The 18,894-nt window shown below is 65.4% G+C and carries 28 protein-coding genes; 7 read left to right on the top strand and 21 right to left on the bottom strand.

What is annotated here, in order from left to right; all coding sequences use genetic code 11:
* The 3 genes from D477_RS22335 to D477_RS13655 all read right to left on the bottom strand — a co-directional run.
* On the bottom strand, positions 1-348 hold a 348-nt coding region (locus D477_RS22335; protein ID WP_150110128.1), incomplete at its 3' end, for a hypothetical protein.
* A gap of 153 nt (positions 349-501) precedes the next feature.
* Positions 502-1,908, bottom strand: coding sequence for a hypothetical protein (locus tag D477_RS13650; protein WP_005270118.1), 1,407 nt, complete (start codon positions 1,906-1,908; stop codon positions 502-504).
* Positions 1,905-4,325: a type IV secretory system conjugative DNA transfer family protein gene (locus tag D477_RS13655; RefSeq protein WP_237740792.1), complete on the bottom strand. Its 2,421-nt coding sequence runs from the start codon at positions 4,323-4,325 to the stop codon at positions 1,905-1,907. The genes D477_RS13650 and D477_RS13655 overlap by 4 nt, the downstream gene beginning before the upstream one ends.
* An 862-nt stretch (positions 4,326-5,187) precedes the next feature.
* Between D477_RS13655 and D477_RS22340 the strand changes: the two genes are divergently transcribed.
* Positions 5,188-5,385 (top strand): hypothetical protein, encoded by a 198-nt coding sequence (locus tag D477_RS22340; RefSeq protein WP_150110129.1) that lies wholly within the window; start codon positions 5,188-5,190, stop codon positions 5,383-5,385.
* 279 nt (positions 5,386-5,664) lie between these two features.
* Here D477_RS22340 and D477_RS13660 read toward each other — a convergent pair whose 3' ends face one another.
* From D477_RS13660 to D477_RS13675, 4 genes are all read right to left on the bottom strand, one after another.
* Positions 5,665-6,396 carry an SDR family NAD(P)-dependent oxidoreductase gene (locus D477_RS13660; protein ID WP_005270122.1) on the bottom strand — a complete coding sequence of 244 codons (732 nt, stop codon included), beginning with the start codon at positions 6,394-6,396 and terminating at the stop codon, positions 5,665-5,667.
* 151 nt (positions 6,397-6,547) lie between these two features.
* Entirely contained in the window at positions 6,548-7,114 is a 567-nt protein-coding gene (locus D477_RS13665; protein ID WP_005270124.1) for a hypothetical protein, read from the bottom strand.
* Positions 7,115-7,273: 159 nt separating this feature from the next.
* Positions 7,274-7,738, bottom strand: a complete 465-nt coding sequence (locus D477_RS13670) for a hypothetical protein (RefSeq protein WP_043847015.1) — start codon at positions 7,736-7,738, stop codon at positions 7,274-7,276.
* A 12-nt stretch (positions 7,739-7,750) separates the two neighbouring features.
* Positions 7,751-8,062 carry a hypothetical protein gene (locus D477_RS13675; RefSeq protein WP_005270128.1) on the bottom strand — a complete coding sequence of 104 codons (312 nt, stop codon included), beginning with the start codon at positions 8,060-8,062 and terminating at the stop codon, positions 7,751-7,753.
* Positions 8,063-8,204: 142 nt separating this feature from the next.
* Here D477_RS13675 and D477_RS13680 point away from each other — a divergent pair, with 142 nt between their 5' ends.
* From D477_RS13680 to D477_RS22345, 5 genes are all read left to right on the top strand, one after another.
* On the top strand, positions 8,205-8,579 hold the full coding sequence (locus D477_RS13680) for a hypothetical protein (RefSeq protein WP_005270131.1): 375 nt from the start codon (positions 8,205-8,207) through the stop codon (positions 8,577-8,579).
* Complete coding sequence (locus D477_RS13685; RefSeq protein WP_005270133.1) at positions 8,579-8,788, top strand: hypothetical protein; 210 nt, start codon at positions 8,579-8,581, stop codon at positions 8,786-8,788. Before D477_RS13680 ends, D477_RS13685 begins: the two co-directional genes overlap by 1 nt.
* Positions 8,789-9,023: 235 nt before the next feature.
* Entirely contained in the window at positions 9,024-9,704 is a 681-nt protein-coding gene (locus tag D477_RS21280; protein ID WP_005270137.1) for a hypothetical protein, read from the top strand.
* Entirely contained in the window at positions 9,701-9,988 is a 288-nt protein-coding gene (locus D477_RS13700; RefSeq protein WP_005270139.1) for a hypothetical protein, read from the top strand. Before D477_RS21280 ends, D477_RS13700 begins: the two co-directional genes overlap by 4 nt.
* A gap of 163 nt (positions 9,989-10,151) precedes the next feature.
* On the top strand, positions 10,152-10,583 hold the full coding sequence (locus tag D477_RS22345; RefSeq protein ID WP_005270141.1) for a hypothetical protein: 432 nt from the start codon (positions 10,152-10,154) through the stop codon (positions 10,581-10,583).
* A gap of 62 nt (positions 10,584-10,645) precedes the next feature.
* Here the strand turns inward: D477_RS22345 and D477_RS13710 are convergent, their stop codons facing one another.
* The 12 genes from D477_RS13710 to D477_RS13760 form a co-directional block, all read right to left on the bottom strand.
* A complete protein-coding gene (locus D477_RS13710; protein ID WP_005270144.1) occupies positions 10,646-11,497 on the bottom strand; it encodes a Clp protease N-terminal domain-containing protein in 852 nt (283 codons plus the stop codon).
* Positions 11,498-11,568: 71 nt separating this feature from the next.
* Positions 11,569-11,907 (bottom strand): hypothetical protein, encoded by a 339-nt coding sequence (locus D477_RS13715; protein ID WP_005270146.1) that lies wholly within the window; start codon positions 11,905-11,907, stop codon positions 11,569-11,571.
* A gap of 22 nt (positions 11,908-11,929) precedes the next feature.
* A complete protein-coding gene (locus D477_RS13720) occupies positions 11,930-12,130 on the bottom strand; it encodes a hypothetical protein (protein ID WP_005270148.1) in 201 nt (66 codons plus the stop codon).
* Positions 12,131-12,298: 168 nt separating this feature from the next.
* The gene (locus tag D477_RS13725) at positions 12,299-12,598 is read right to left on the bottom strand and encodes a hypothetical protein (RefSeq protein ID WP_005270150.1); all 300 of its coding nucleotides are present in this window, start codon (positions 12,596-12,598) and stop codon (positions 12,299-12,301) included.
* Positions 12,595-12,750: a hypothetical protein gene (locus D477_RS22735; RefSeq protein ID WP_005270152.1), complete on the bottom strand. Its 156-nt coding sequence runs from the start codon at positions 12,748-12,750 to the stop codon at positions 12,595-12,597. The genes D477_RS13725 and D477_RS22735 overlap by 4 nt, the downstream gene beginning before the upstream one ends.
* Before the next feature lie 45 nt (positions 12,751-12,795).
* Positions 12,796-13,281 (bottom strand): hypothetical protein, encoded by a 486-nt coding sequence (locus tag D477_RS21285; protein ID WP_005270155.1) that lies wholly within the window; start codon positions 13,279-13,281, stop codon positions 12,796-12,798.
* Complete coding sequence (locus D477_RS13735) at positions 13,278-13,700, bottom strand: hypothetical protein (RefSeq protein WP_005270157.1); 423 nt, start codon at positions 13,698-13,700, stop codon at positions 13,278-13,280. Before D477_RS13735 ends, D477_RS21285 begins: the two co-directional genes overlap by 4 nt.
* Positions 13,700-14,038, bottom strand: a complete 339-nt coding sequence (locus D477_RS13740; RefSeq protein ID WP_005270159.1) for a hypothetical protein — start codon at positions 14,036-14,038, stop codon at positions 13,700-13,702. The genes D477_RS13735 and D477_RS13740 overlap by 1 nt, the downstream gene beginning before the upstream one ends.
* Positions 14,022-14,390, bottom strand: coding sequence for a hypothetical protein (locus D477_RS13745; protein WP_150110130.1), 369 nt, complete (start codon positions 14,388-14,390; stop codon positions 14,022-14,024). Before D477_RS13745 ends, D477_RS13740 begins: the two co-directional genes overlap by 17 nt.
* A gap of 44 nt (positions 14,391-14,434) precedes the next feature.
* Entirely contained in the window at positions 14,435-15,013 is a 579-nt protein-coding gene (locus tag D477_RS13750) for a hypothetical protein (RefSeq protein WP_005270163.1), read from the bottom strand.
* A 42-nt stretch (positions 15,014-15,055) separates the two neighbouring features.
* Positions 15,056-15,571: a hypothetical protein gene (locus D477_RS13755; RefSeq protein ID WP_005270164.1), complete on the bottom strand. Its 516-nt coding sequence runs from the start codon at positions 15,569-15,571 to the stop codon at positions 15,056-15,058.
* 15 nt (positions 15,572-15,586) lie between these two features.
* Positions 15,587-16,618 (bottom strand): ATP-dependent DNA ligase, encoded by a 1,032-nt coding sequence (locus tag D477_RS13760; protein ID WP_043847020.1) that lies wholly within the window; start codon positions 16,616-16,618, stop codon positions 15,587-15,589.
* A 96-nt stretch (positions 16,619-16,714) separates the two neighbouring features.
* On the opposite strand from D477_RS13760, the gene D477_RS13765 reads away from it, so the two are divergent.
* The gene (locus tag D477_RS13765) at positions 16,715-17,659 is read left to right on the top strand and encodes an endonuclease/exonuclease/phosphatase family protein (RefSeq protein ID WP_005270168.1); all 945 of its coding nucleotides are present in this window, start codon (positions 16,715-16,717) and stop codon (positions 17,657-17,659) included.
* A gap of 57 nt (positions 17,660-17,716) precedes the next feature.
* On the opposite strand, the gene D477_RS13770 is transcribed toward D477_RS13765, so the two are convergent.
* Positions 17,717-17,935 (bottom strand): DUF2188 domain-containing protein, encoded by a 219-nt coding sequence (locus tag D477_RS13770; RefSeq protein WP_005270170.1) that lies wholly within the window; start codon positions 17,933-17,935, stop codon positions 17,717-17,719.
* Positions 17,936-18,111: 176 nt separating this feature from the next.
* Positions 18,112-18,774, bottom strand: a complete 663-nt coding sequence (locus D477_RS13775) for a DUF6308 family protein (protein WP_005270173.1) — start codon at positions 18,772-18,774, stop codon at positions 18,112-18,114.
* Positions 18,775-18,894 lie beyond the last annotated feature (120 nt).

Here is an 18,894-nt window from a genome sequence, read left to right on the forward strand (position 1 = left end):
CTGCGTCTTGAGGATTGCGAGATACGCAGCTTCAGCCAGTTGCAAGGCTTTGGATCCGTGGTACGGGTATTCTTTCCATTTCTCGTCCTGCAGACCTAGCCAGTGGTCCAAATCAAGCGCGAGATCGGGGACCGAATGCTCGGCAGGCTGGGACAGGACCCGGGGAGTCAATCTTCTTAGCCATCTGCGCACAGGCCGGTGAGGATACTCAAAAGTGCAAAGCTTTCTCATCTCGCGTTCTACCCGCCAGCGATAAGTTGCTTTCTTGCTAAGCGAGTCTGCTGCGCGGGCAGCAAAAGGAGCGAGAAGTTTTCCTGCGACTGCAGCAGCCGACTCGAGACCGGTCATTTTTCCTTTCGGAGGCCTGCTGCGCGATCTAGCGCCCAGCTATGGGTTGCTTGTGTGACCAGAATGAATTGTCTCAAATCTCGCAGACTGGTCAGTGAGGAACTGCTAGAGTCCGCGCACAAAGCTAATGATCGAAGCGCTGCCTGTTTCGGGTCACCCGGTAATGCGCAGCCGCGGCAGCAGGCCCGCCGGTCCGGCGGCACCGACGGCTTCATGCAGGCCGCGTCCCTTGGCAAGCTCCGGTCGCCGTGGTGCGGGTACAGGAGTGGTGACGCCGGCGCGTTCCTGGGGTGAGCCGATCAGGTGGGTGTGGTCGCCGGCGCGCAGCCAGTGCGGGGTGGCCGCGAGCAATGGGGCGTTGTCGATGACGGCGGTCGCGTCGAAGGTGTGCCACGGGGTGAAGGCGTAGTCGCCGAGCAGTTCCCGGCGCTGCCAGCGTTCGGCTCCGGTGGCGTCGTTGACGGCGAAGTCGGCGCCCATATTGAAGAAGGCTTCGCTGAGCAGGTGCCGGCCAGGGAACCATTCCTCCCAGTTGGCGACGCCGATGCGGGCGGCAGGGGAATCCGGCCCGGTGCCGGGGAATTCACGCAGCACCTTCAGCACGTCGCGGTAGATCCCCTTGCGCGGATCGTTGCCCGAGCGGCTGGTGCGTTCCGGGTGCGGAGCGGCGACGAACAGGACAACCAGCCCAGAGGTTTCCAGCGGACGTTCGGAGATCAGCTGCGCCCAGCGGCGGACCTTCGACTCGAAGCCCTGACTCGTGGAAGCGGTCAACTCCACAGCGATGCGCAACCCGTCTTCGCGGACGATGACGCCGTCGGCGCGGCGGTTATCGGCCTTGGTCAGCGACTTGCCGAGGCCGGTGCCGGCGAGCAGGTCTACGGTGGCGAACTTCTCCCCGAGCACGGCGCCCACGGGCAGGTACTCGGCGGCGCGGAGCAGCAGCTCGGTGGTCAAGATGTTGTGGCGGTCGTGCAGGCCCGTGTTCGACCAGGGCTGCCCGCCGGTCACGGAAAACCACTCTGGCCACGTGAGTTGAGGCGCGACCATGTCCTCAAATACCTGCCGTGCTCCGGGCCGGTAGATGGCACTGCGGGTACTGCCGGTATTGGCCAGCGGATTTGAAAAGGTGCCGATGTCCAGCAGCCCGAGTGAGAAGGACGCCGAGATGCTGGAGTAGGTTTCGGTGGCGAGGTTACGGTGCCCGGTGACTGCGGCCATCTGCTCCGCCGTCAAGGTGCGCCAGGAATCGAGGGCGGCCCAGCATGCGAGCTTTTCCTTCCAGCCGCGCCCGGTCAGCAACCGCTCCAGTGCCTCGCCCTGGTCGAGCAGGAACTCGGCGCGGACCTTGCCGGTGCCGTGTTCGCCACGGGTGCGTGCCATCGCAGCCGTCGCCCAGACGGCCTGCGAGCCCGGCGCCCAGAGCTGGTCCCAGTACGGGTCACGCCGGTTGTGGGCGGCCACGGAATCATCGGTGCATGCCGACGGGATCAGTTCGGCTTCGACGACGCCCTCTGGTTCCCGCCGGTAGGGCGCCCTACGGACAGTCGAGGCGCTCATGCGGTCACCGCCGCGTAGCCTTGGGCGGCCGGGTAGCCGGCCATGTCGGCCTCGAAGTTGGGCAGCTTCACGATGAAAGCGGACTGCCGGCGCTGGTCGACCTGGGAGCGGACGACGACGGTGAACGGCTCCAGGTGCTGGATGTCTTCGGCGCTCCAGTCCCCGCCGGTCGCGACGTTGTCGGCGATCTCGCGTGCCGTGGTCGGGTCGTTCTGGGCGAAAGAGATCAGGGTGGCGTAGGTGAGGATGTTGTTGCGCAGCAGTGCCGGCAGCTGCTCCGGTCGCTGGGTGGCCAGGAACGGGCGGCAGCCGTAGGAGCGGCCCTGGTCGCGCAGCCAGCTGATCACCTCCGGAGAAGATCCGGCGAGCAGCGCGAGCTCGTCGGCGAACAGCGAGACGGAGCGTCCCTGTTCAAGCCAGCCGGAGCAGACGCGCTTGATCGCGTGCTGCAGGGAGTACATCAGCAGCGAGGACATCTGCTGGTTCTGCGAGTCATCGAGCATCATCCCGTTGCGCGGGGAACCGGTGTTGATGATGACCGAGCGGTGCCCGGAGAGGACCTGCTCCCAGGTGATCTTGGGCCGGGCCGGCGACCACCAGTGGTCGAGGGCGAGCAGCTGGCTGATCTTGTTCCGCGGTGCCTCCAGGAAGGAGCGGCGTGCAGATTCGGTGCGGCCCTCATAGAGCGAAGCGATCGCCGTGTACGCGGCTTCGAGCTCAAGGTTGGGGGTGTCGCGATTGCGCAGCTTCACGGCGACGGACTTGATGCCGTTGCCCAGTTCCACACCGGTCGCGTCGGAGTGGCCGCCGAGCAGCAGGTGGGCGTAGAAGATCGGGGAGCGGCCCAGCGGGATGAACTGGCCGTTGCGTCCCTCGATCATCTCCAGCACCTCATCGGTGACTGTGAGCGCGGCGGTCAGCACGGCGACCAGGGTCTCGAACGAGCGGTCACCGATCGCCTGGTCACCGAAGGCGTAGCGCATCGCGTTGGTGAAGAAGGAGGCGCGCGCGGCGTTGTCGCCGGGCACGGCGAACATGTCGATGGCGCGCGTGGAGGGGTCGCCGACGTCGACCAGAAGCGCCTTGTCGCCGAGGGCGTGCGCCCAGCCCAGGTACTTGTCGACGCCGTCGCCCTTGGACTCGAAGGCGATGAGTGCGTTGCGGGATCCGGGGTAGCCGGGACGGCCGGACGGGCGGACCCGTTCCAGGCAGGACCAGCCGAAGAGCGTGCGCGTGATAACCGATTTGCCGGAGCCTGGTCTGCCTACGATGGCCGTGCCAAACAGGAGCTCGGGAGCGGACAGGTGGGCGCGGCCGTCCTCGTTGGTGCCGATCATCGGACCGATCGGCTGCAGCATTGCCGGCGGCGTCGCGCGGGAGCGGGTGACGGTTTCTCCCGACACGGCGCCGGCGTGCGGGGAGACCATGCCGACGATGACGGTGGGCGCGACGATGAAGCTGTTCGGCGCGAACGGGTAGTCGCCGTCGGAGGCCGGCAGCTGCTTGTCCGGTGCGCCGTTCTGCCCTTTGATCGTACGTTCCTTGCGTGGCGGGCTGGGCTTGCCGCGGCGTGCCGGCGGTGCCGGGAAGTCGGCGCGGTCGAGCCGGGAGCGGAGCCTGGTGTCCGGTGACTTGATGCGTCCGGTGAGGGCGCCGAGCCCGACGGCGGCGGCGATAGCCGCAACACCGTAAAGCGCAACCGGCAGCCAGCCCGGCAGCTCGTAGGGGATTTGCGGCAGGCCGAACAGTGTCGCAGCGGCGAGCAGCGCGCCGACGGCGAGGCCGAACACGAAGCGGTGCCGGCGGGCGGGGAAGACGACGTCAGAGTCGAGGTCGAAGCCGGGCAGGCCGGCGGTGACCTGGTGCAGCATGGAGCGCACTTCTTCACGGCTGGATCCGCCGGCGGTGATCGTCATGACGACCGCGTTGGCGGACATGGAGTGGTGCACCGGAACCGCGGTGCCGAGCCGGTGGGAGAGCCAGGCGGTGTGGTGTTTGCGTTCGCGGGTGGAAGGTGCGCGCAGGGTTGCGGCGACCCAGGCGCCGGCGGGGATGGTGTTGGCCAGCAGGCGCGGCAGCTCGGTCGGGTCGATGCCTGCCTGGGTCTCGCGCAGCGCCGGTGACGGGCGGAAGACCAGCTCCCCGATCACCGGCACGTCGGCCAGGTCGTCGGACAGTTCCGCGATCTCGGCGCGGGCGCCTACGGTCTGGCCCAGGTGCAGGGCGGCGTTCAGGTTCACCGATTTTTCCGGCAGGATCAGGTAGCCGTTGAGTCCGGTCGGCTCCCGCCGGGTGAGCAAAGTGGCGGTCCCGAGTTCGGTCGCGGCGGAGGCGAACGCGCCGGCTCGCTGGCCGAAGGTGGTCGGGTTGGTTTCGATACCGCCGGAGCGGGCAAGACGGTAAATGCGCAGGCTCATGACCGGAAACATGCGCAGAAAGAAGCCCCACGGGCTGCGGATACCCGGGAACGGCGATTTGCGTCGATTTACGCCCGGATTTCCTGTGCAGAATGGCCGCGAATCCCCAAAGCCGGGTATCTGGCCCCTCGGGGCCACTTCGTCCGCAATAACAGGGGTTATTCGGATGGCATCCAAGGATCGGACTCAGCCTGCCGGCGGCGGTAACTGCATCCCAGGTCTTCCTGTCTCTTGTGTGTGCGGCCGCCGGCGGCGGGCAGCAGGGTTCCGGTGAACTTTTCCCACGCCCAGCCAAGGCTTTACATACTGCAAGACTTTCAGTCTGCGCAGAGACAACCTGTCTGCGCTGCGCGCAGCGTTGCGGCTGCGCCGCGGGGAGTCGGTGTGTCCGGCCGCAAGCGGCCTCGTTGGGAGTGCAGGTGTCCGGCGGACTGCGCCTCGGTTGCTGCGCAACGCTTCGGCTTCGTCCCGCCTGGCGGTGCGGGTGTCGGTCAAGACGGAGTCGGTGTTCGTGCAGTTGTGCACGTGGCAGTGGTCGACTTGTGCAGGAATGTGCAGTTGGGTGTTGCGGCTTCGCCGCCGTCAGGCGGGGTGAACGAAAAGCTGTCCGGGTAGGACAGCGAGCCGTCACCGATGAGCCATCGAGATGCCAAGCATCCTGCCCGCCGCAGGCGTAGATCCGGCGGACCAATCCGCCGAGGAGGATGCACCTGCACCGGCGCGGAGCGCCAGGCTAAACACGACGGACACCGCGAAGCCAACGGACAGCATCCCCGGCTCCGGCGCAGCCGGCTGCACGACAAGACGGACAACGATGAGGTGGCACGACGTAACGCTGCGCGCAGCGCAGAGCATGCGCAGCATGACGAAGACACGAAACGAAGCGGACGCCGCAGGCGTCACGGGAAACGCCCCGCACAGCGAGGCGGCGACGAGGCGGGAGCGGGTGCGCGCGCAGCGCGCACAGGAGACACCACCGGCCGGCACCGGCGTACCGCCGGCACCGCCCAGCCCACCGCGCGCGCAAGCGCGCAGCGGCGGACAGCTACCCGATGAGTGAACCAAAACGAGAGGCGGCGCAGCGAAGGGGTGAGCGCCAGCGAACACCAGCAAAACACGACGCCCGACGGACAGCACGAACGGGAAGATGAACGCCCGGGTGAGGCGCGCCAGCGCCGAGCCCTCTTAATATATGGGCCTGTGGCAACGGCAACTCATCCTGCTCGGCACGGCAGCCAACGGCTGCGGCTATCGCCGGCGCAACCCGACCCGGCGGAGCGGGCCGGGGAAGAACGGGGCTGGGCCTAGCGGCCGAGGCGCAGAGGACCGGTCCCGCGGATCAGAGTCCGCCGGCCACAGTGATGACCGTGCCGGTCACGTAACTGCTCTCGTCCGACAGTGCCCACATAACGGCAGCGGCGATCTCCTGAGGTTCGGCTACTCGTCGCAGCGGCACCCGTTCCGCCACGCGTTGCGGTCGGTTCGGGTCGCCGGCGGTTGCGTGGATGGTGGTGTCGGTGGTGCCAGGGGAGACGGCGACGACGCGGATGCCGGCCGGGCCGAGTTCCTTGCCGAGTCCCCTGGTGAAGGTTTCGACGGCGGCCTTGGACGCGGCATAGGCGACGTACTCCCCGGGTGCCCCGGTGGTCGCCGCGATGGAGCTGATGTTCACGATCACCCCGCGCGTTCCGCGGTCAAGCCAACGCTGTACAGCCATTCGGCTGTACCCCATGGTGCCGTGCACGTTGACGTCGAAGATCAGGCGGGCGTCCTCATCGGTCGAGTTGGCGAAGGGACCGAGCGGGCCGGTGATGCCGGCGTTGTTGACGAGCAGCTCCACCGGGCCGAACTCTTCTTCCGCCCGCCTGAACAGGTGGTCCCTGGGTAAAGCCGCGTCTGCCTGGACCGCCTGGGCCCTGTGCCCTGCGGCCTTCAGCTCATCGATCAGAGAGGAAGCACCGTGATGGTCGCCGTTGAAGCTGAACGTGACCGGGTGGCCGCGCCCGGCGGAGGCACGGACGATCGCGGCGCCGATGCCCCGGCTGCCTCCGGTGACGAGCAGATGCTTCACGTGGTGGCCCTCTCCATTGGATGGTTCTCCTGCCAGGCTTCAGCCAACCAGCGGTGACGTGCCGCATGCAAGACGAAGCCCCGCCCGATGAACGGACGGGGCTTTAGGTGGCGGGTCGGCGTGACTACATCCCGAAACTGCGCCGTACGTTTCAGTCCGCTTTGATGAGCTCCAGCCGGGCAAAGGTGACACGCCCGTATGCGTCACGGTCAAAGTTGTCCGCGTGCGAGTAGACCGTCCAGCGGTACCTGCCCGGCGTGATCTCGAAGACCGTGAACGCCTGGATGGCGAAGCCGTCATTGGCGACGCTGATGTCCGGTCCGCCGTGGTCGAGCCAGTTCTGGTAGTCGGTGAGCATGGCCGCCCAATGGTCGGTGCAGATGCGCGCGACCCTGTTCTCCCCGTCCAGGAAAACCGGCTTGTAGGTATCCGCTTCCCAGGCGGGGCTGATGACTTCAACGGAGCCGTCAGCCTGCCGGGTCACGCACGGGCAGGTGTTGCCAACGAAGGCATAGGCTGTGTTGGCCTGCTTGGCGAACAGCTGCGCCCACGCGTCGGTCCCCGCGCCGTAGTTGATCGACATCGGGGGCTCGATCTTGAAATGCCCGACCTTGCGCAGGTCATCGGATGCGATCAGCCGGCCCGAAGGGACGGTGATCTCGACGACGGTGTTGCCGAGGAACGGCGGCTGCTTGGCGTAGTAGTCGGGGAATGTCATGTCGGTGGGCTCCTTGGGTAAGCGGCGGCAGTGTGCCGGTCACTCCCAATGTGTGTGGCGTGGGCGGGGAAGCTCCCCGGTCAGGTGGCTCGTCTTTGTGCGCCGTTCGTAGGACTGCAGCGGCCAGCGGTGCGTCCGGTTGATGCATGCGGGCCTCCTCTACTTCGCCACGCCAAGGACCTTGGCCGGCAAATGCAGGTCGCCCGTGCTGACCGAGGCGCGCAGGAACGCAGTCCAGGTGGTTCCGGCACTGTCTTCGCGCTTGCGTCGGGCCCGGCCGTCGTTGGCCAGGATGAGCTGGCCGTCCGGCAGCTCCTCTGCTGCCTCAGCCGTGTGCACGATGCGGGACTCAACCTGCTCGCCGAGGCGGACCTCGATGGCGGTGGCGATCTCCTCGTCGCAGATCGAGAGATGGTATCCGCCGACCGGGTTGATCTTGTTGCCGTCCACGACGACGACGTACCAGCCCCTCTCGTATTCGCGGAAGGGAACGACGGTGATGCCGATGCGCGGCAGGAACAGGATCAGGCCTTGGGCCATCGAGGGGTGACGCTGTGGGGGCAGCAGTCGGCAGTAGTCGATGATGGACAGACCGTCGGCGCGGGGGTCACGTGGTTGGCTCATGGGGGTTTCCTCTCAGTACAGGGCGGGCATCAGGGTGCGGAAGAGCAGGGAGGCAGTGATCCAGGAGAATGCTGCGACTACGACGGTGAGTCCGAAGGGAAGGTCCTTGCCATGCTTCGTCTCATAGGTGTAGCTGAAGCCGGAGCCGATGGTGAGCGCGGCGAATGCGTACGCGAAGGTTGCGAGGAGACCGTACGGGTCGTCCCGGAACATGTCGAGGTACATGATGGCGCCGATAATGCTGGCGTCGCCGGCGAGGCGGCTGAGGTTGCCGAAGCGCCACTTCAGGTAGCCGGGCTTCTTTACTTCCAGTGCCTGGTTCATTGGGTTGTTGTCCTTCCGGGTCGAGGTCATTGACGACTATGTGTGCGGATGAGCGCGCGCCGCTGCCCGGCGGGAGAGCGATGTAGCCGGGTCCGTACACATACGGCGGGAGAGAACCCAACCCAACCCCCATGGAGACCTGATGACCACCCAGACAACTACCAACCGCACGGCTCGAAAGACGGACAGCGAGCTCGACGACCTGCGCATGCAGGCGAAGGCATCCCTGCGACTTTCCGGTGACATGCACCTGAGGGCTTGGGATGTGCTCGTCCTGGTGGATGAGATCATCACCCGCCGGAAGCGGGAGAACGCTGACCAGCGCACCGCCGGCTACATCGTCGTCGAGTACAACCAGGCATCCGGGCAGCCCGGGCTTGAAGACTTCGGAGACATTCACCGGAACCGGGATGATGCCGAGGACCGCCGTGACTGGCTGGTCGAACAGAACGCCAAGTCCGGCCGGCGCGAGAGGTATCGGATCGGCACCGTCGAAGTCGAAGAGGACGACGACTGATGAGCGACTGCGGCATGTGCCTGACCGCCTCCGACATCGGCATCGGTGTGGCCGGCGACCCTATCGCCTACCCGCACCCGGGCTGCCCCGACCACGGCTCCTGCGAAAAGTTTGTGCCCGGCGGCTCAGCCGATGGAGCAGGCCGCCCATTGTGCCTGGAGTGCCGCGCCTACGAAGACGAGCACCTCTGGAAGGGCGGCGGCCAGTGAAGCGCTGGGAGGTTCGCGCCAAAGGCTGGCGGCTTGGCCGCTGGGGCGAAGCCGAGTGGGTGAGTCACCACTGGACCTACGCCGGCGCCGTCATCAGGGAGCGGATGATCATGGCTCGCATTGATCTCGTCGGGGGCGGCTATCAGACTGCCATCCGACGGACCAGGCTCAAGCCACGGCAGCCGCGCCGCACGTCCCAGCCCAACACCACCCCTTCACCAATCAGGACGAAAACATGAGCACACAGACCATCGAGACCGCCGAGCCGACGACAGCCGGCAAGCTGCAGCCGCTGGACGTGCACAGCCAGGACAACTACCACCACGAGATGTTGGAGCGCTTCAGCCGGGACGTCGCCGACCACCGAATGGAGATCAGGCACGACGACGGTCTCTACCGGCACATCGTTTTCGCGAAGGAGAAGAACTCCTGGCACTGCCGGTTCGAACTCATCACGTCGCCCTGGCAGCTGACAATCCGCGGCGACATGGGCTGCTTTGTCTTCTCCCGGCAAGAGGACATGATCGGGTTCTTCAACCAGTGTTACGTGAACGCCCACTATTGGGCCGAAAAGGTCGTCGCGCGAGACCAGTACGCCGACATCATTGAGCACGATGAGGAGAAGTTCACCCGGTTCGTGCTGGAGGACTTCCGGGAGCGGCGGTTCGACTACGAGCCGAAGGTGGCCGCGGAGATCTGGGCGGACATCAGGTCAAAGATTCTCGACGACTTCGAGGACCGCTCCACCCGTGACGCCTGCCTCTACCTGCTCGACCAGTTCAGCTGCCACGGCTTCGAGTACGACGACGTCCATGACCGCGACTTCACCGACTACTCGGCCCAGTACCTGTGGTGCTGCCACGCCATCCTGTGGGGTGTGAAGCAGTACCTCGCGGCAAAGAAGGAGTCCTTGTGAGCGGGGACGCTGCGATTGAGGCCGCCCGACAGGCCGTTCGCGAGCACGACCGGCTGTATGCCGAGACGTGCTTCTGCGGCGACGGGGAGTGCACCGGCTCCTGCACGGTCAATCTGGATGAAATCGCGCGGGTGGCCGTCGAGGCCGCCGCACCGCTCCTCACTGCGCAGGCACTGCACCGGGCGGCCGGGCAGGTGAAGGACCGTCGTGTGTTCGGCCCCGACGGCGCTTTCATACCGGTCGAGGACTGGCTTAGCGGCCTGGCCGGCCCGCCTGCGAACTAAGACCGGAGGCAATGGGGAGCCGGGACTTTAGTCCCTTCTGAGACCTGGAGCATCGGACTACGGTGGATACCCCGCCTGTCCTCAGCGGCGGCGGCAGACAGCACGCCCATTACGAAGGGGCGTCGCTGCTTTCTCATTTTCAGATCCACCCAAGCACTTCCAGATGACGGGGGTCATCATGCGTCCAAACTTCCGTATCCTCAGCCTCCTGGTCCTTCTCCTGGCCTTCCTTGCTCCGGCCAGCCCAGTCAGCGCCGCGCCCGCGGACAGCGAGCGAACATATGCCACCTTCTTCGCCACCAATGACTGCAATGGTGAAGCGGTCACGGGAGAGGCGATCTTCCACGTCGTCCGAAAGGTCCAGCGGAACGGCGACATCATCCTGAACATACAGGCCCATGGCCAGGGCGTTGGCTCTCAGGGAAATGAATACGTGTTCAACTACAAGAGGAGTGATCGAATCAAGGGTGGTGATTATGTCCGCCATGAGCGCGTACGGGTCATCAGCAAGGGCTCCGCACCTAACTTCATGGTCACAATCATCTTCAACACTGCGACCGGAGAATCCACCGTCAATCCGGATTGTAGAGGCTAGCCGACCAGGACAAACGGAGAAGCCCCGCCGAATTCATCAAAGGGCGGGGCTTTTGCGTTTTGTTAGACAGTCTCGACCAGGAGCGGCTCGATCGTCCGGCGTACCCACTCGGTGGACTGGCCGATGACGACGAGTGATCCGTCGGCAGCCCGCGCGGTCACGTCACGAACCTCCGGGCTCATGATGGCCACCCCCGGCTCGCTCAGGCCGGCCGTCTTGGCCGCTTCGACGGCAGCCGTGTAGTCGAGGAAGTTGCCGAACTGCGGCATCCTCGTTCCGCCAGCAGTGACAGCGAAGAACTCACCCGCCTTCAGCGCGAAGACCACCTTCCGGACCTCGTGCCAGCGAGAAGCCTGGTCTTCGGCTGTGGCCTTGTTTGCATACACGAAGCTCGTGTCGGCTAGGATCGGTGACGCGTCCCTCTCGACTGCGGGCAGGTCCTCGAAGTACACCGCGACGTATCCGGCGAATGTGCGCTGGATCCCGGGTTCGGATGCTGACTCGGCGGCGGCGCGGAGCGCGGATGCCTGGACGCCATGCTTGGCCAGCTGGTCAGCTGCGATTCCTTCGCCGTGTCGGATGATGGCGAGCAGGATGTGCAGGTCGTCGACCTTCTCCCCACCGTGGATCATCGCCTCGCGCAGCGCGAGCTCCAGGATTTTCCGGCAGGCCATCGTGAACGGCATGTGACCGGCCGGGGCGATTGCACCTGTGCCGATGAGCTCCAGGGTTTCCTGACGGATGGCGTCGACCGGGGCGCCGAGCGAGGCCAGTGATCTGGCCGCCGGTCCGTCTTGGTGGATCAGCGCGAGCAGCAAGTGCTCGGTGTCGATTTCCTTGTGGAGGAGCATACGTGCCTCCTCCTGGGCGAGGACGACGATGCGGCGGGCGCGGTCAGTGAAGCGTTCGAACACGGGCGGTTCCTTCCAGTCTGTTGGTGTTGCCCGTGATGTGTGCGGAAGCCGTTCCGGCGCTCTTCGCGAACCTACTCGGCCGTCTTGGCGCGCTCCTGGATCTCGCCGTCGAAGCGGGCGAACTGAGCCTCGGTGTCGCGATTCGGCTCGGAGAGCATCGCTTCGTAGGCCTGGATGGCTCCGATGGCCTGACCCAGTTCCGACAGGGGCAGCTTGTCGAGCTGGTCGTCAGTGATCCGGCTGACGACGGCGAAGGCGTCGACCGTTTCGCCGCGGCGATGCTCGGTGTCGTAAATGAGTCCAGCGCCGGCCGTGACGGCGGCGATGGTGAGTCCGGCCAGTGCCGGGGCCAGCCACTGCCGGCCGCGGGTGCGGGTGTCTTCGGATGCGGGCCAGGCTGTTGTTGTCACGGGACTGCCTCCTTGGGCGGGTTCAGCTTGCAGGGCGGGCCTGACCGATGTGCATCAGCCAGGTGAAGGTGACGGTGAAGGTTGCCCAGGAAGCAGCCGCGGTGATCCCGAACCCGGCCACGAGCAGCAGGGTGCTGTCGCCGGTCATGATGATGACGACCCCGATAGCGGCCATCGCTGCGGCTGCGATCAGGCGTGTGAAACGGGTGCGGTTGGATTGCATGAGTGCTCCTTGGATGACGATGGTGCACCCGCTATGTGTGCGGAGTAAAGGCCGGCGTTCACCGCCCCTGCGCCGCCTGCCGCTCCAGCTCGTCGTCGAGCTCGCGCAGGAAGGACACCCCGGCAATGACCGCAACGGTCAGGAGGGCGGCCGCGGCGATCTTGAGCATCAACCGCGCCTGACTGCTCGCAGCGCCTCTGCCTGCCGGTCGATCAGGTCCAACAGTGCGGCGACGGTCGGCGGATCGAAGGCCGCGATGCGCTCGGCCATGATCCGGCCGTACTCCGGGGTGTCCTTGCTGGCCTCGGCGACAAAGTGCCAGCCGGGCTTGTCGACCTGAACTTTGGGGTCGCCGTGAAGGCTGGGCCAGACCTTCCACGGCTCTTCCGGCACGCTCCGGTTGATCTCCCGCAGCTCGTTCAGACGCTCTGGTGTCAGACCAGCACCGCGGCTGTTCTCGGAGCTCATCCGTTGGTCCCGGGATCGTTGGTCGTGCCGGCGACATGGACCTCATAGGGGGAACCGTAGCACTCGTCGTGGTAGATACGCTCGGCGATGACCCGTTCGGCCTGCTCGCGCGTTTCGGCTTTGACCTTCACGGTGAAGGTGAATTCGTCCATTGTTCCTCCTTGGTTTTCAGTGTCTGCTGTGGGCCGGCAGCAGCTTCAGGATCGCGGCTCGCGCGGACCCATGGGAGTAGAGCTGACCTGCTCGGCTGAGCCACCGGGCCACAGGATGGTTCCCGGGTGCAGGACCGTGACGGACAGATCGCCGTACCAGCGCAGCACATGGCCGGATTCGAGGGTCGTCTCGTCGTCCTGACGGTCGGATGGATCCAGGTGCAGCCAGGGTGCGCGGCGGTTGGCGGTCCGCCGGAAGATTTCGTCGTGCTCCGGGGTGCGGGCGCGAACGCAGCGGATGACGGTGCCGACGGGCAACCCGTCGAGTTCCTCCGCCGTGGTGATCTTCCTTGCTGTGGCTTCGGCGATCAGCTCAGCCACATGCTCGGTCCAGTCCTCCCAGTCCATAGCGATCACCCGGTACTCGGGGAGTCCGTCCTGGCACTGGCACTCGTACAGCCCGGCGTTGAACCGGTGCTTCCGAAGCACCTGCAGCGCAGTGTGCGCCGCCGGTGAGGCGGACTCGTTCATCGCTGGTCTCCAAGCCGGAGGACCGTGACGGAGCCGGAGAGCCTGAGCAGGTCGGCGGCGGTCTTCTCCTCGTTGTACGCGGCCGATGCCCAGGCCCGCTTCACAGGGTCACCGTCTTCGTCGCGCAGGTGAAGTACGTCGTCAAACAACTCCCAGGCGCCGGCGTCACCGAGCTTCTTGTCCTGGACGTAGACGATGGTGCCGACCGGCAGGTGCTCGACCTCCTGAACAGTGGTGAGTACCTTGGGCTTGAGTTCCTCGCGCAGCGCGCGCACTTCGTCGGCGAGCTCGTCGTGGAGTTCGTTGATCCGCTTGCCGAGGTCGGTGCCGGACTCGCCGGCGGTCATGGCGTCGCAGAAAGCGCCGATCTTGGAGCGGACGTTTTCGACACCGTCGAGCGGGTGGGTGATGAGGGGCATCAGTGATCCTTAGGGGTCGGTGTGGCGGCCTCGCGGCGGACCCGTTCCTCGACAGCGCGGATCACGGGCAGAAGCGCCTGAGCGATGTTGCTGGTGACAATCTGGCCGGCTTCGTCATAAGAGGGCGAATAGTCATCGAACAGGTCGTCGATGATGTCGGCGGCCTGCTGGCGCTCCGGGTAGCCGACCTCGGTTTCGACGACGGCAGCGGGCCAGCGGTCGCCGGGGTAGACCCCGCTGAGCGGTCCGCAGGCGCGGACCCTGAAGCAGCCGCCGACGCAATTGTGGTGGCAGGCGCCGTCGTCGGGACAGCGGTCCTTGTCAGAAGAGGTCGTCATTTTCATCGTCTTTGATCGGGGTGGCTACACGGTAGAGGTCGAAGGGTTCAAACATCGGTGTTCCCGCCAGTGTGTTGCGCTGCTCGAGGACAGTGATCGCTCCGGGTGTCTGGAGCACACCTGCTCTGCTTGCCCAAGCGACGGCCGACGGCAGTGTGTTGAAGACTTCGGTCTGGTGCCCGGCGCGGACCATGAAATGGTCGTCCTCTCCCACGGTGATGTGCACGGGGATGGAAGCATGCCCGAGGTCGCTCTCAGCGAGGGCGACGACGGAACTTTGCTTGCCGTCGATCTGGAAAAGAGCGAGGTACGCCTTGCAGCTCTTGATCTTCATACGGGCCTTGGTTGTCATAGGACCATGTGTGCGGAACCTGACGCGCCCGTCCCCGCGTACGTTCAGAAGCCGGCTTCGATCAGCTTGTCCGCACAATGCCGCGCGCGGGTCAGCTCATCGTCTTCGACTCGGATCGGCTCTGTGTGCCCGCATTCGCACTCAAAGGTGACATAGCCGTCCCGGCGAGGGGAATGTTCACTGAACCAGGTCTCCTGGTGAATCTTGATGACGGCGGCCATCCGCTCGCACCGGTCCGGTTCCGCTGCATCAACCGGCGCCTTGTCGACCTGGCGGACTGCCGTTACTGCATACTTGAACAGCCATTCCGGACGGCGCATTCTGCCCTTGTGCAGGTTGACGACCTGAACATTGGAGGTCCGGCCGCCATTGGTGGCCATCCATGCGGCCCGGACCGCGGTCTCGAATCCTCCGCAGCCGAGTGTGGGATAGCCGCGGCTGAGGTCGAACACCTGATAGCCGGCGTCTACAGGCAGGTCGAAGCCGATCCGGAGCACTGCCTGGCCCTCGGCCGGGGAAACTTCCTCAGGCTTGAGCACGAAACGAACATCGGCGCCCCTGGCACGCAGATCAGCGAGGGGACTGACGGAATCGAGGGCAGCGTAGGCAGTCAAGGAAGTCATGGACGCAATGTGTGCGGATGCCGGTAGGCGCGTTCCCACTGCCTAGTGTCTACGTCGTCGTCCAAGACTCCAGTAAGTATCCGCCGCAAGGAGCCTGTCCCAGACTGCCATGAAGTTGGTTGCCACCTCCAAGGCGTCTCGTATAGCTGCCACCGAGCCATCTGGATATTTGTGCACAATCTCAGCCGACGACCCCTGAGGGGAAATGCGCACAACGTCGACGTACACCTCGTCCTTATCGTTGTCATCCCTCGAATGGTGCTTTGTAGTGTTGGCGAAGTCCATGACTAGCTTTAGTTCATCCCGCTCTGCATTGCCCAACTGAGTGGTTCGCTCCAAGGCGCATCCGGCTTCCCTGTCACCTGCGGTCCACTCGGAGAGGTGGCCGGCCAGTAAGAAGAAGATGTCCGCGTCGAATCTCAGCTTGTTGTGGTCGATGTCCGCCGATGCATAGTCGGCCTGGAGGGTTGCATAGGCGGCCTGCACGTGACTCCAGTGGACCTTCCAGCACCTGTGGCTGTACCGCATCTCCGATGACGAGGATTGGAGCGGGTTCATGGTCTTCTCCTTCGGTCACATCAGGTGCGGAGGCGCGGTAAGCAGGTGCGCCGGCAGTTCGACCTCGTCCGCATCCAGCTCCGGTCGCGCGCGCAGGAACCGCAGCGGGTGCCGGAACGACTTCCCGGACCAGGCGACGTCGGCACTGACCTCGATCACGATCGGCTCGACCCGGGTAAGGACGGTGTCCTCGGCGTCCGGGTTGAACCGGTCCAGGATGGTAGACCTGATCCGCTCCGGCCATGGGTGGTCCGGACCCGCCGGCACAAGCAGCTTCCCGAGGGCCTTGGCCGCCGTGGCTTTCAGCGGGACGGTGCGGCCGACGATTCGGAGGCGGTGCCCGATCGGCAGGCCGGCGATGAGGGTCTGCGGTTTTTCGATGGGGCCGGTGACGGCGGCGCAGACGACGTCCAGGGTGTGCCGGTGCTTCACCTTCAGCCACTGGCGTTCACCGCCTTCGTAACGCTGGTTCGCCCCCTTGATCATCAGGCCTTCGATGCCGGCCGGGTGCAGTTCCTCCAGCCACCGCGCGGCCTGCTCTGGGTCATCGGTGACGGAGGAGAGGCCGAGCGGTGGCTCCCAGTCTTTGGCGAGCTCCTCGAGCAGCTCACGGCGGGAGTGCAGCGGCAGCCGGCGTGCGTCCTTACCTGCGACCGCGAGCAGGTCGAACGCAGCAAAGTTGGCCGGGTGCTCGCGTATGGAACCAGGCAGTGATTTGACCGGGGTGATCAGGCGGCGCTGCAGGGTCTCGAAATCGAGCCGGTCGCCGGACCAGATGACCGCTTCGCCGTCGATGATGCAGCCAGGCGGGATCTGGGCCTCCGCCGCCTTGATCAGGTCGGGGAACCACCGGGTTAGGTCCTTGCCCTGCCTCGACCACAATGCAGTTGAGTCGCTGTCTCTGATGAGGGCTGCGCGGAAGCCATCCCATTTGGGTTCATAGCGGCAGCCGCCCGGCAGTGCGTCGGCCTTCGGGATAGCGTCCACGCCGCGCGCCAGCGCAACCGCGACAGGCGGGCGCAGATCGGCCGGCAAGCTGGACTTCATGCGTTCACGATAGCGCGCTGGAAAGGGCTGTCCTCCAGCCCGGTTGAATCGGCGCCTTGGGACCCTCGCGTCCACATGCCGTGTTGGGATGGAGCCATGACCACAGTCGCACCGGAAGCCGTCATCAAGGACCTGTCCCGGCTCAACATCGCCCTGGACCAGGCTGTCCCTGCCCGAACGCCCTCAAACCTGCTGGTGGCGACCTGGAACATCAGGGCCTTCGGCAGCCTCACGGACAAGTGGCAGGCCGGCCCGAAAGACTCGCCGAAGCGAGATTGGCACGCCGTGGCCTGTATCGCCGACATCGTACGCCGCTTCGATGTCATCGCCCTGCAGGAGGTGCGTCGCAGCGTCGAAGCCCTGCAGTTCCTGCTTCAGCGGCTCGGACCGACCTGGAAGGTCATCGCCTCCGATGTGACGGAAGGATCCGCCGGGAACGGTGAGCGGCTGGCGTTCCTCTACGACTCCGAGCGGGTCCAGCCTTCCGGCCTAGTGGGCGAAATCGTGCTGCCCCCTATCGGTGATGATCCGCAGCGGCAGTTCGCCCGCAGTCCGTATTTCGCCGGCTTCAGCCGCGCCGGCACCGAGTTCACCCTGGCGTCGGTTCACGTGCTCTGGGGAAAGAATGCCGCCGAACGGCTCCCGGAGGTCACTGCGTTTGCCGAGTGGATGCGGGACTGGGCCGACCGGCCCAATGACTGGAACCGGAACCTGATGGTGCTGGGGGACTTCAATCTGGACCGCATCGGGGACCCGTTGTACGAAGCGTTCGTGGACACCGGCCTGTGGCCACCGAAGGAGCTCAACGACGTGCCGCGGACCATCTTCGACGACGACAAGGACCGGCACTTTTACGATCAGATCGCCTGGTTCTCGGAACCCGACGGCACTTCGGTCCTGGAGGACGTCGAGTACAGCCTGCGGGCGGGGTCCTTCGATTTCATCCCGCACGTCATGACGGGACTGAGCCGGAACGAGATTTCCTGGCGTATCTCAGACCACTACCCGCTGTGGGCGGAATTCAACGTCTCCGTCTCCTAGGCATGGCAGCCGACATGGAACGGCGCCGTGCGCGTGGAGGGCCGATAGCCGCCGACGCTATTCCACCCGTCGGCAGCCGTCGTCGTGCCGCTCCACGATGTGGCCGTCCGGTTCGATGACGACGTGCTCAGTCTCCCGGTTGCGGGCGGCTGCGCGGCCAACCAGGATGGCCTGGTCCCGGGTGCCGCCCACGGCGAAATGCCAGTCGGCACCTCGGTGCCGGCTCTTCCATGTGCCGTCTTCCCAGTACGTTTCGACGGCAGTCTTCGTGCTCATGGCTGCCTCCGCGTATCGTCTCGTCGTAGTGCCAAATTGTCGACGGACGGGCCTGAAGGAGGGGGAAGATCGAAGCCGATATGGACGGCCGCGGCGACCCGATCGGCATTGAACTCGTTGTCCTCGAAAGAAGGTTTGAGTGCTGGAATGCCGCGCATGTGCGAGGCGACCCCCGGTCAAGCTCCCCGGCGAGCCTTCCGGGGCCGTTCACCCAGTTTCCAGCCAACCATGTCCATGGCGCGCAGCGGCGAGATCTTGGGTTCGGTCGCCAGATCGGCAAGCTGCTGCCAGCTTTCCTGCTGTGACACGAGGTCGTCCCGTAGGACGGGGAGCCAAGCGCGGCAGAAATCCCGGCGTGTTCGCCGCTTAACCACCGGGACCGGCTTGGTGCCGAGGTCGCTGTAGCATCGGCGGATGTTCTCGTCGTACAGAGGGATGAGGTCCGGGCGCTTGCGGTGCAGGACCTTGGCCAGTTTCGTCATGCCCACGTGCTTGACCTTGTGGTCATCGAGTACGCCGAAGAGGTCGGCCAGGGCCTCCAACATCGCCGGCGTTGCCTCCGCTAGGGTTCCGGTCAGCTCCGGGACCATGAGCCGCTTGTTGATTTCCGGTAGCAGTTCTTCGAACGCGTAGTAGCTAACGATCGGTTTCTGGCCGGCGTTCAGCAGTGAGGCGGCCAACAGGTCCGGCAGCTCCACGGTCTCGGCAGGGGAGCCGGGGTAGCCGTCGTAAGCGGGGTAGGACCAGGTGCGGGTCGTGTTCGCTGTGTACACCCGGACGTAGTCGGTGGCTTCATCGAAGGGCATGCTCACGCCGCCGACACGCAAAAGTCCAGTCATGGCTCGATCTTGCCATGGAAATTGCTTCGTCATAGCCTCGCTGGACAAAGAGGCGTGCTCTACAACGAGAAGGCAGGCCGTACGCTGGTAGTCCCAATTGTGAGGCATCGAGGAGCGTTG

The sequence above is a fragment of the Arthrobacter crystallopoietes BAB-32 genome (assembly GCF_000328305.2).
In the GTDB taxonomy this organism is placed as follows: domain Bacteria; phylum Actinomycetota; class Actinomycetes; order Actinomycetales; family Micrococcaceae; genus Crystallibacter; species Crystallibacter crystallopoietes_A.

What these genes read in the sequence shown, in the direction of transcription:
- D477_RS13770 (WP_005270170.1), bottom strand. Translation starts at nt 17,935, where the DNA reads ATGAGCACGAAGACTGCCGTCGAAACGTACTGGGAAGACGGCACATGG.
- D477_RS13685 (WP_005270133.1), top strand. Translation starts at nt 8,579, where the DNA reads ATGAGCGACTGCGGCATGTGCCTGACCGCCTCCGACATCGGCATCGGT.
- D477_RS13745 (WP_150110130.1), bottom strand. Translation starts at nt 14,390, where the DNA reads ATGACAACCAAGGCCCGTATGAAGATCAAGAGCTGCAAGGCGTACCTC.
- D477_RS22340 (WP_150110129.1), top strand. Translation starts at nt 5,188, where the DNA reads ATGACGAAGACACGAAACGAAGCGGACGCCGCAGGCGTCACGGGAAAC.
- D477_RS21280 (WP_005270137.1), top strand. Translation starts at nt 9,024, where the DNA reads ATGAGCACACAGACCATCGAGACCGCCGAGCCGACGACAGCCGGCAAG.
- D477_RS13760 (WP_043847020.1), bottom strand. Translation starts at nt 16,618, where the DNA reads ATGAAGTCCAGCTTGCCGGCCGATCTGCGCCCGCCTGTCGCGGTTGCG.
- D477_RS13740 (WP_005270159.1), bottom strand. Translation starts at nt 14,038, where the DNA reads ATGACGACCTCTTCTGACAAGGACCGCTGTCCCGACGACGGCGCCTGC.
- D477_RS13670 (WP_043847015.1), bottom strand. Translation starts at nt 7,738, where the DNA reads ATGAGCCAACCACGTGACCCCCGCGCCGACGGTCTGTCCATCATCGAC.
- D477_RS13680 (WP_005270131.1), top strand. Translation starts at nt 8,205, where the DNA reads ATGACCACCCAGACAACTACCAACCGCACGGCTCGAAAGACGGACAGC.
- D477_RS13750 (WP_005270163.1), bottom strand. Translation starts at nt 15,013, where the DNA reads ATGACTTCCTTGACTGCCTACGCTGCCCTCGATTCCGTCAGTCCCCTC.
- D477_RS13755 (WP_005270164.1), bottom strand. Translation starts at nt 15,571, where the DNA reads ATGAACCCGCTCCAATCCTCGTCATCGGAGATGCGGTACAGCCACAGG.
- D477_RS13725 (WP_005270150.1), bottom strand. Translation starts at nt 12,598, where the DNA reads ATGAGCTCCGAGAACAGCCGCGGTGCTGGTCTGACACCAGAGCGTCTG.
- D477_RS22735 (WP_005270152.1), bottom strand. Translation starts at nt 12,750, where the DNA reads ATGGACGAATTCACCTTCACCGTGAAGGTCAAAGCCGAAACGCGCGAG.
- D477_RS13665 (WP_005270124.1), bottom strand. Translation starts at nt 7,114, where the DNA reads ATGACATTCCCCGACTACTACGCCAAGCAGCCGCCGTTCCTCGGCAAC.
- D477_RS13735 (WP_005270157.1), bottom strand. Translation starts at nt 13,700, where the DNA reads ATGCCCCTCATCACCCACCCGCTCGACGGTGTCGAAAACGTCCGCTCC.
- D477_RS21285 (WP_005270155.1), bottom strand. Translation starts at nt 13,281, where the DNA reads ATGAACGAGTCCGCCTCACCGGCGGCGCACACTGCGCTGCAGGTGCTT.
- D477_RS13775 (WP_005270173.1), bottom strand. Translation starts at nt 18,774, where the DNA reads ATGACTGGACTTTTGCGTGTCGGCGGCGTGAGCATGCCCTTCGATGAA.
- D477_RS13675 (WP_005270128.1), bottom strand. Translation starts at nt 8,062, where the DNA reads ATGAACCAGGCACTGGAAGTAAAGAAGCCCGGCTACCTGAAGTGGCGC.
- D477_RS13720 (WP_005270148.1), bottom strand. Translation starts at nt 12,130, where the DNA reads ATGCAATCCAACCGCACCCGTTTCACACGCCTGATCGCAGCCGCAGCG.
- D477_RS22345 (WP_005270141.1), top strand. Translation starts at nt 10,152, where the DNA reads ATGACGGGGGTCATCATGCGTCCAAACTTCCGTATCCTCAGCCTCCTG.
- D477_RS13650 (WP_005270118.1), bottom strand. Translation starts at nt 1,908, where the DNA reads ATGAGCGCCTCGACTGTCCGTAGGGCGCCCTACCGGCGGGAACCAGAG.
- D477_RS13765 (WP_005270168.1), top strand. Translation starts at nt 16,715, where the DNA reads ATGACCACAGTCGCACCGGAAGCCGTCATCAAGGACCTGTCCCGGCTC.
- D477_RS13655 (WP_237740792.1), bottom strand. Translation starts at nt 4,325, where the DNA reads ATGAGCCTGCGCATTTACCGTCTTGCCCGCTCCGGCGGTATCGAAACC.